Raw genomic sequence first — 9654 nt, forward strand, 5'->3', positions numbered from 1 at the left:
CGGGCACCGCCGTCGCCCGCGACGCCCGGCGGGGCCTGTAGCTCAATGGTTAGAGCCGACCGCTCATAACGGTCTGGTTGCAGGTTCGAGTCCTGCCGGGCCCACCAATGATTTCAGTATCCTATAAAATCGCCAAAAACTTGGGTTCAGATTATTTTCCTGTTTGTACTCGATCCGTACATTGTAAATAAGCGAACTAGTTTGCCCCCCGGAGATGTGAACGAGATCGAGAATTTGGCGTGCCGATCGGCGTCCGAGCCCCACGCCGATCTACACTCCCGGCGTCTGACCTGGCTGGCGCCCGTCGTTTTAAAGCTCGGCTCCAAGAGCGGGCACGCCCGCGACCAGTCGCAGCGTCCGCAACGGCGGCGGCACCGGCTCGGCCTTTTCGACCGATGCCCGCAGCCGTTCGACCGCAACGGTACGACGGGCATCTCGCCGAATGATCAGCAAGGTGGCGACCTGCCGCAAGTTGTTCGGGAGCAGATGAATGCTCAGATTCTCCGCGTGTGTCGATAGTTCGACCACGGACCGCGGCAATACCGTGATCCCGACCCCGGCCGCGACACAGCCCAGAATGCCGTCGAGTGTTCCCAGCTCGAGCCGCGTGTAACCCTGCAAGCCAAGATCCGCCAGCGCCTGCTCCAGTCGCTGCCGGTACGAACAACCGATCCTGAACATCAGCGCCGTCAGTCCGTCGGCCGCCGAGCAACGAAGCTCGTCAATGCTGCGCATCTCACGGGGCGTGATCAGCACCAGTTCTTCATCGAAAGCGGATACCGCGTCGACCGCGGGAAGGTCGACCGGCCCCGCCACGAATGCCGCGTCAATGTCGCCCTTGATGACCGCTTCGATGAGATCGGCGGTTGGCCCGGTTAACAATCGAATCTTCACATGCGGGCAATTGCGGCGATAGCGCGCCAGCACAGCCGGCAGGCGCACCGCCGCGGTGGTCTCCATCGAACCGATCGACAATTGTCCGCGCGGCACGCCGTCTTCTCGCGCCGCCGCCGTCGCCTCCCGCGACAAAGTCAGAAGCCGCTCCGCGAACGGCAGCAGCCGATGTCCTGCCTCGGTAAGGGTCATCCCGCGGCTATGCCGGGTGAACAGCGGCAGTCCGATGTCGCTCTCGAGACTCTTGATGCGTGTCGTGACGTTGGATTGCACGGTGTTAAGTTCACGTCCTGCAGAGGTGATGCCCTTGGCATTTGCGACGGCCAGAAAGGTCCGGAGGTCGGAGAGGTCCATCAGAGCGTTCTCCTTTCGAGATGGCTTCCATCAAAACAATACTATTCTACCGAACATAGGCCAGGTCTAGGTTGGTTGCCAATCGCCAAGAGGCCGAAGCGCTGATGTCACGCGGCCATCGCCGCGGCATCGCGACGGCCTCACGGCCGCGAACCGGAGGCTCCTGGAATTGTCGATGCGGCTGTTCTTCAATCAAACCTCGCCCTATGCCCGAAAGACGCGGATCGCGGTGCGCGAATTCGGGCTCGAGCAGCAGGTCACCTGCATCGCGATCGACCCATGGGCCGAGCCGGACGAACTCACCACGGTCAACCCGCTGTCCAAGGTCCCTGCCCTGCAGCTGCCGGAAGGCAGCGTGGTGACAGAAAGCGATGCCATCGTCGCGGCATTGCTCGGACGCTCAGCGAATACGTCGATCGTGGAGGATGAAGCATCCCCCAATGCCCGCCGCTCGCGGGCCGCGTTGTGCCAAGGCCTGATCGACGCCAGCTTCGGCTCGGTGATCGAACGGCGCAGGCCGGTGCAATCGCAGTGGGCCGACTGGGTCGCGCGCCAGGAGCGCGCCGTCAGCCGGACGCTGTCGACGGTCGAAGCCACCTTCGACCTCCCCATGGAACGCTTCGATGCCGGCGATATCAGCCTTGCCTGCGCGCTGGGCTATCTCGACTTTCGGCTGCCGCACCTGTCCTGGCGCAGCGCGAGGCCGAGGCTGGAGACTTGGTTTGCCAAGGTCGATCAACGGCCGTCGATGATTGCGACGAGGCCATGCTGATGTTTGCCGATTCAATGCCCTTCGGAGGCAGGCATCTCTCCGACCTGTTCAGCACCGCCGCCATGCGTTCGATCTTCAACGAACGCAATTCGCTGCAATCGCTGCTCGATGTCGAGGTGGCGCTGGCCCGCGCCGAGGCCGGACTGGGGATCATTCCGGACGCTGCGGCAGAAGCGATAGCGCTGGCCGCCCGCGCCGACCGCCTCGATCTCGACGAGCTTGCCAAAGGCACCGAGCGCGCCGGCCTGCCGATCGTCAATCTGGTCGAGCAACTGGTTCGCCTGACCGGCACCGAGCTTGGCGAATTCGTCCATTGGGGCGCCACCAGCCAGGACATCATGGATACCTCGCTGGTGCTACAGATCAGGCAGGCCCTTGCGTTCCTCAGGCGCGATCTCGATCGGCTCATCGAGGTCGTGGCCGGCCTCGCCCATCAACATCGCGACACCGCCATGGTCGGGCGCACCAAGCTGATGCACGCGCTGCCGATCACGTTCGGCTTCAAAGCCGCGGTCTGGCTGTCCGGCCTGCTGCGTCACCGCCAGCGCCTTGGGGAGCTGACCCCGCGAGTGCTGCAGGTGCAGTTCGGCGGCGCGGTCGGGACCTTCGCCTCGCTCGGTGCCGATGGTCCGCGCGTCCGCACAGCGCTGGCGCGCGCGCTCGACCTCGACGAACCAGTGATCGGCTGGCACGCGATGCGCGACTCCCTGACCGAGGCCGTCGGCTTTCTGGCGCTGCTGTCGACCACGCTCAGCAAGATCGCCACCGACCTGTCCTTGATGGCGCAAACCGAAGTCGGTGAAATCCTCGAGCCCGGCGGCGAAGGCCATGGCGCCTCCAGCACCATGCCGCACAAGCGCAATCCCATTATCTGCGAACAGATCCTCAGCAGCGGCCTGGCGCTGCGCCGGCTGTCCGGGACAATGCTCGACGCATCGATTCACGACCACGAGCGGGCGACAGGTCCGTGGCAGGCCGAGTGGCTGGTCGTGCCGCAAGCCTTCCTGCTGATATCCGGCGCGCTGCGCGGCGCGATCCGGCTTTGCTCGGGGCTGGTGGTGCGACCCGATATCATGAAGGCCAACCTTGACCGCACCCAGGGGCTTGTCACCGCCGAAGCCATGATGATGGCGCTGGCCGAGCATCTCGGACGCCATCACGCCCATGTGCTGGTGAGCGCGGCCTGCGCCGCATCGACCGGCCGGCGGCTGGCCGAGACACTTGCCGGAATCCCGGCGGTCGCGGCGCATTTCACCGTCGAACAGATCGACGCCGTGTTGGACTCCAGCCGCTACACCGGCAGCGCCGGCGAAGAAGTCGATCGCGTACTCGCGGCAGCGTCGCACAGCACTGGCGCGTCACGAACTTCTCTTTCACCTTCAGGGGAGCACACGAAATGAAGTGTTTTTGGCCGGGCCGATTGGCCATTGCAGCACTCGCGCTTGCGGCCGGCGCCGCATCGGCACAGCCCAGCTTTCCAATCAAGCCGGTTACACTGATCGTCCCGTTTGCCGCCGGAGGCCCGAATGACGTGATGAGCCGGATCGTCGCCGAGCACATGTCGCGCACGTTTGGACAGCCGATCCTCATTGAGAACGTGGCCGGCGCCGGCGGCACGACAGGATCGGCGCGCGTAGCCGTAAGCCAGCCCGACGGCTACACCTTGCTGAGCGGGCATGTCGGCACCCACGCGGCCGCGCCTGCGCTGTACCCGAAGCTGCGCTACAACCCGCTGACCGATTTCAGCCCGATCGGTCTTGTGGCCGAGACTCCCATTCTGGTCGCAACTCGGCACAGTCTTCAGGTCGACACGCTGCAAGCCTTCGTCGGCCTGGCGAAGCAGAAGGACGCAGACCTGACTCTTGGGCATGCGGGCGTCGGCTCAATCGGCCACATCAGCTGCCTGCTGCTGTCGAAGACGATCGAAATCAAGCCGACGGAGGTGCCCTACCGCGGCTCGGCCCCGGCCATGATCGACCTGATTGCCGGCCGCTCGGATTACACTTGCGCGCTGCTGGTCGACGTTCTTCCATTCATCGGCAGCGCAAGCCTGAAATTTCTCGCGGTATCGGCCCCGGCCCGCGTTCCGCAATTGCCATCGACGCCGACCGCCGCCGAAGCCGGCATGCCGGAGTTTCGCGCGTCGAGCTGGTTTGCCTTCTATCTTCCCAAGGCGACGCCAGACAGTATTCGAGACAGGTTCGTTGCCGCCCTCGATTCCGCGCTAAGCGACCCCGCCGTTCGCAAAAGGTTTGTGGACTCGGGACTGGTGTTGCCCGCGCCGGACATGCTCGGTCCGGCTCCGCTGAAACAGCTGATGATCGAAGAGACGGCGCGATGGTCGGACATCATCAGAAGCGCGCGGATCACCGCGGAATAGCGCTTCGCTCTTTGCCCATTAGACCATCACCGAAGAATGGCGCGCCAGCATCGACGGCCCACGGTCTAACCGGCAGGAATTCGCACCAATAGGTTCGACCCGCAGGTCGATGGGAGGTGGGCCGACATCCCAAAGAAAAAGGCCGGCGGAAGGCCGGCCTTCACCGGAGATACTGATACTCGACCTTGGCCGACCAGCTCGGCGCGAACATCTGTTCCAGACCGGCGCCGACGGTGTGACCGTCCTTCGAGTTACCTGACTTGGTGAACGGCTGGGGTTTCGATGCCAGCCCTTGGCTCAAGTGTGAAATCGAAGAAACCGCGACTCCACACTTATGACGCCGTCGGCGAAATCGGCCCGCGTCGCCGGTCATCCTCGCCGGTCGATCACCGCGTAAAACGCCCGCTTGGTGACTTCGACGATCGCCAGATAGGCCGCGGTGGCGACGACCAGGAACAGGAAGAACAGCGGTGGCGGCGCCACGAAGCCGAACCATCGGCCGATCGGCAGCAGCGGGATGGCGATCGCAATTGCGATGGCGCCCAACGCCATGCCGACCAGCAGGCGATGCGGCCGGCTTTGAAACAGCGAGCGACGCGTGCGGATCGCGAACACCACCAGCACCTGGGTGGTGATCGATTCAATGAACCAGCCGGTCTGGAACAAAGCGGTGCCGGCATCGAACAGTTTGAACAGCACATAGAAGGTCAGGAAGTCGAACAACGAGCTGACCGGGCCGAACACCAGCATGAATTTCTCGATGAAGCTGACGTCCCAGCTGGTCGGCCGGGCAATCGCCTCCTCATCGACATCGTCGAACGGGATGGCGATTTCCGAGACGTCGTAGAGCAGATTGTTGAGCAGGATCTGGATCGGCAGCATCGGCAGGAATGGCAGGAACAGCGCCGCGCCGGCCATGCTGAACATGTTGCCGAAATTCGAGCTGGAGCCCATGAGCACGTATTTGGCGACATTGCGGACCGCGGTGCGGCCGCACAGCACCGCTTCATGCACCACCGACAGGTCATGCTCCAGCGCGATCAGATCGGCGGCGGCGCGCGCAACATCGGCGGCGCCATCGACGGAGATGCCGACATCGGCGGCGTGCAGCGCCGGCGCATCATTGATGCCGTCGCCCATGAAGCCGACGACATGGCCGCGCCGTTTCAGCGCCAGCAGGATGCGCAGCTTCTGCTGCGGGTTGACGCGGCAGAACAGATTGACCTCGGGCAACTGCCCGAGCAGCGCCTCGTCCGACAGATGCGCGAGCTGATCGCCGGTCAGCACCCCGGTCACCGGCACGCCGATCTCCTCGAACACATGCCGCGACACCCGCTCATTGTCGCCGGTCAGAACCTTCACGATGATCCCTGCCCCGGTCATCGCCTGGATGGTCGCGCCGGCACTGGCCTTGGGCGGATCGCGGAACACCGCGAAGCCGGAAAATACCAGCTCGTTCTCGTCGCTGATGGCGGCCGTGCCGTGGTTCGCCTCGACGGCGCGGCTGCCGATGCCGAGCACGCGAAACCCCAGCGCGCCGAGCTGTTCCAGCGTGGCTTCGAAGATCTGCCTGGTGCCGGCGTCGAGCGGCGTGACGGTGCCATCCGCCGCCTCGCAGCGCGCCGACAGCCGTAGCAGGTCTTCCGGCGCGCCCTTGACGATCAACTGGCGGCCGCCTTCGTGATCGACCAGCACCGAGACGCGGCGGCGCTCGAAGTCGAACGGCACTTCATCGATCTTGCTATAGCCCGTGGCATCCACCCCGCCGGCGGCGAGGATCGCCTGGTCGAGCGGGCTCTTCATGCCGGTCTCGAACAGGCTGTTAAGATAGGCGCCGGCCTGCGCCGGCTGGCTTTCGGTGCCCCAGCCATCGACGGTCCGCACCAGGCTGATACTGGCTTCGGTGAGCGTGCCGGTCTTGTCGGTGCACAGCACGTCCATCGCGCCGATGTCGTGCACCGCCGAGAGCCGCTTCACCACCATCTTGCGCTTCGACAGCTTCATCGCCGAGCGCGCCAGCGTGACCGTCACCACCATCGGCAGCAATTCGGGCGTCAGGCCGACCGCCAGCGCCAGCGCGAACATCAGCGATTCCAGCACCGGGCGATGGAACGAGATATTGATCAGCAGCACGAACAGCACCATCAGCACCGTCAGCCGCATGATCAGCAGGCCGAAGCGCCGGATGCCAACCTCGAAGGCGGTGGCCGGCGGCTTCTCCGCCAGGCTTTTCGCGAGATGACCGAGCGCGGTGCCGGCGCCGGTGCGGCAGACCAGCGCGGTGGCCGTCCCGCTGATCACCGAGGTGCCGGCGAACACCGCGTTTTCGGCGGCGCCATTGTCTTCGCTCGGCGCCGTGGGATGCGCATTCTTTTCGGCGGGATAGGATTCCCCGGTCAGCAGCGCCTGGTTGATGAACAGATCGCGGCTTTTCAGCAGCCGCGAGTCGGCGGGTACCAGATCTCCTGAGATCAGCTCGATCACATCGCCCGGCACTAGTTGATCGATCGGCACCGCGATCAGGACACCGTCTCGCCAGACATTGACCTGCACCGCGACCGAGCGCTGCAAGGCGTCGATCGCGTTCTGCGCGCCGGTCTCCTGCACGAAATCGATCGTCATGCTGATCAGCACGATGGTGCCGACGATCAGGAAGCTGGCGAGGTCGCCACTCGCGGCCGACAATCCGCTGGCCACCAGCAGGATGATGACCAGCGGATTGCGGAAACGGGCCACGAATTGCAGCCATAGCGGAGAGCGCTTCAGTCTCGCGGCATCATTGGGGCCGTAATGAAGCAGCCGATCCGCGGCCTCCGTGGAGGCCAGCCCCGCCATGGTCGTCCCGAGACGCAGCAGCAACGCTTCGGCAGCACAATCGCGGAGCTGTTCCGCGCTGATATCGTCGATCGCGATCATGCGTTGTTCTCGAGCGTCGGGGTTACAGGACCGGCACGGCGGCCGCCAATTGTCACCCGGCTGCACGCAGCACGACGCCCGCCCGGTCATACAGCTTCCGGGTCCAGCACGTCACGGATACTACGCATCATGACGCGGCAACGCCGGCGGGCGTTGATCCACATCAAGCCAGCGGCTTGAATTCCGGCCGGGGGGAGACCCAGCCTCGGGCATGGCCGCGGGCCACCATATCGCCGCTTTGCGGCGGGTCGCGCCGGCGCTATGGTTCATTCGCGCCATCCCGCATCGGAACCGGTGTCGCAGTCCGGACTTGCCTTCATAGGGGTGCTGCAGATGGCGCAATCGAGGCGAAATCGACTACTGGAAATGTTGCCGAGACCTGAATTCGAGGCCTTGAAGCTGCACCTCCGCGAAGTCGTGCTGGAGTACAGGATGCCGCTCTACGAGGCTGGCGAACCGATCACCAATGTGTACTTTCCGGTCGAGGGCGTGGCATCGCTGGTCAACACGATGGCGGACGGCTCCGCGTCGGAAGTCGGCACCATCGGCAATGAAGGCGTGGTCGGGATTCCGATTATCCTCGGCGACACCATGGCGCCGACCACGGTCTACATGCAGGTGCCCGGCAACGGGCTGGTGATCAGGGCCTCGGCGCTGCGGAAAATTCTCGAGGAAAGCCAGCACACGCGACGGCTGATGCTGCATTACGTGCACGCCTTCTTCAATCAGGTGGCGCAGTCCGCCGCCTGCAATCATCACCACAATCTCGAACAGCGCTGCTGCCGCTGGCTGCTGATGACCCACGACCGCGTGCAGTCCGACAAATTCCTGCTCACCCAGGAATTCCTGGCCATGATGCTGGGCGTGCGGCGAACGGGCGTCACCGAAGTGGCGTCTGTTCTCAAGAAGAACGGTTTTATCGACTACGTCCGCGGTCACGTCACCATCCTGGACCGGGCCGGCCTGGAAGCTTGCTCCTGCAAATTTACGAAACCAGCAAGCGGGAATTCGATCGCCTGCTGGGGCCGGCGAAAGGACTGCAGCATTCCGGGCTACGCTATCGCGAGGCCTAGCGCCCGATCGCTGATACCGGCTCGCATCGGTTTCGCGCGCCCTCGACGCGAACGCTCTATTCAAAACTTCCACTATAATAATGGGCCGTGACGAACCGAGCCGGTTTGCCGCAGTTGCATTGGCATCGTGAACTCCATAGGCTTGCGACCATCAAGGCGGCAACAGACCGTCGGGGCTTCTGCTGTACTATTGCTATGCAGCATGACACCCATCCATGGGAGCGCGTGCCATCACCAGAATCATCACCCGCAGGGCCGCCATGATGCTTGGCGCAGCCGCTGTGATGCTGCCCCGTACCGTCCACGCCAGAGCGGAATTGCCGGACAGGATGTTGCGGATACTCGTCGGATTCCCCGCCGGCGGCGGCTCGGACGTGATGGCGCGGCTGATCGCCGAACCGCTGAAACAACGCACCGGGCGCAACATCATCATCGAAAACAAGGTCGGCGCGTCCGGTACCATCGCGGGCGCGACGCTCAAGAGCAGCCCCCCCGATGGCGCGACGATCTGCTTCATGCCGTCCGCCACTGTGGCGCAAAAGCTTTCAATGATTTCGATTCCATTCGACCCGCGGACCGACATGGCGCCGATCACGCTCGCCGGCACGCTTCAGACCGTGTACTGCGTGTCGCCCACGATCGGCGTCAACACGCTGGCCGAATACATCGCCTGGCTGAAACAAAATCCGGCGCGCAATTCGTTCGGCACGACGGCGATGGGATCGTTCACGCACTTCTTCGGCCTGATGACCGGCCAGGCGATCGGGGTGCCGTTGGAAGCGGTGGCCTATCGCGGTGCCACGCCACTGGTGTCGGACCTGCAAGGCGGCCACATCACCGCCGGCTGCGGCTCGATCACCGACTTCATCGAGCATCACCGTTCGGGGGTCGTCAAAATCCTGCTCACCTCGGGCAACCGGCCACCCGCCTCCGCGCCAGATCTGCCCACCGGCATCAGCCTCGGCTATCCCTCACTCAACATTCTTGGCTGGTACGCCTTCTTCGCCCCGGCGAATACGCCGTCCGACCTCATCGAGGCATGGGGCGACGAATTGCGAGCCGTGTTGAAAACACCCGAGGTGGAAAAGCGTCTGCTGGACATGGGTATGGAAGTGCAGACATCGACGTCGGCGCAAATGCGTGACCGGATGGACGTCGATCTCAAGCGATGGAAGACGATCATGGACGGGATCGGCTACAAGCCGACCTGACGCTGCGAAGATCGAGCGACAGTGCGCTGCGGTATTTTATTTGCGGGCAATGCC

The 9654-nt window shown here is 64.0% G+C and carries 7 protein-coding genes, 1 tRNA gene and 1 pseudogene; 6 read left to right on the plus strand and 3 right to left on the minus strand.

From position 1 onward, the window contains the following. Positions 1 to 31: 31 nt before the first annotated feature. Positions 32 to 107, plus strand: a tRNA-Ile gene (locus Q0S16_RS06285). A 202-nt stretch (positions 108 to 309) separates the two neighbouring features. Here the strand turns inward: Q0S16_RS06285 and Q0S16_RS06290 are convergent. Further along, positions 310 to 1248, minus strand: coding sequence for a LysR family transcriptional regulator (locus Q0S16_RS06290; protein WP_295846148.1), 939 nt, complete (start codon positions 1246 to 1248; stop codon positions 310 to 312). A gap of 175 nt (positions 1249 to 1423) precedes the next feature. Between Q0S16_RS06290 and Q0S16_RS06295 the strand changes: the two genes are divergently transcribed. From Q0S16_RS06295 to Q0S16_RS06305, 3 genes are read left to right on the plus strand one after another with little or no spacing between them, the layout of a single operon-like run. Then, positions 1424 to 2020: a glutathione S-transferase family protein gene (locus tag Q0S16_RS06295; protein WP_295846149.1), complete on the plus strand. Its 597-nt coding sequence runs from the start codon at positions 1424 to 1426 to the stop codon at positions 2018 to 2020. Further along, positions 2020 to 3420: a 3-carboxy-cis,cis-muconate cycloisomerase gene (gene pcaB / locus Q0S16_RS06300; RefSeq protein ID WP_295846151.1), complete on the plus strand. Its 1401-nt coding sequence runs from the start codon at positions 2020 to 2022 to the stop codon at positions 3418 to 3420. Before Q0S16_RS06295 ends, pcaB begins: the two co-directional genes overlap by 1 nt. Beyond that, the gene (locus Q0S16_RS06305; protein ID WP_295846152.1) at positions 3417 to 4400 is read left to right on the plus strand and encodes a tripartite tricarboxylate transporter substrate-binding protein; all 984 of its coding nucleotides are present in this window, start codon (positions 3417 to 3419) and stop codon (positions 4398 to 4400) included. Before pcaB ends, Q0S16_RS06305 begins: the two co-directional genes overlap by 4 nt. A 169-nt stretch (positions 4401 to 4569) precedes the next feature. Here the strand turns inward: Q0S16_RS06305 and Q0S16_RS06310 are convergent. Further along, a pseudogene (locus tag Q0S16_RS06310) lies at positions 4570 to 4668 on the minus strand (porin family protein); the annotation flags it as partial. A 101-nt stretch (positions 4669 to 4769) separates the two neighbouring features. Next, positions 4770 to 7316, minus strand: a complete 2547-nt coding sequence (gene mgtA, locus Q0S16_RS06315) for a magnesium-translocating P-type ATPase (protein WP_295846153.1) — start codon at positions 7314 to 7316, stop codon at positions 4770 to 4772. Positions 7317 to 7709: 393 nt separating this feature from the next. Between mgtA and Q0S16_RS06320 the strand changes: the two genes are divergently transcribed. Together Q0S16_RS06320 and Q0S16_RS06325 are read left to right on the plus strand one after the other, a co-directional pair. Further along, positions 7710 to 8480: a Crp/Fnr family transcriptional regulator gene (locus Q0S16_RS06320; protein ID WP_295846154.1), complete on the plus strand. Its 771-nt coding sequence runs from the start codon at positions 7710 to 7712 to the stop codon at positions 8478 to 8480. A 286-nt stretch (positions 8481 to 8766) separates the two neighbouring features. Continuing rightward, a complete protein-coding gene (locus Q0S16_RS06325) occupies positions 8767 to 9600 on the plus strand; it encodes a tripartite tricarboxylate transporter substrate-binding protein (protein ID WP_295846155.1) in 834 nt (277 codons plus the stop codon). Positions 9601 to 9654 lie beyond the last annotated feature (54 nt).

The organism is Tardiphaga sp. (assembly GCF_025356345.1).
Classification (GTDB): Bacteria; Pseudomonadota; Alphaproteobacteria; order Rhizobiales; family Xanthobacteraceae; genus Tardiphaga.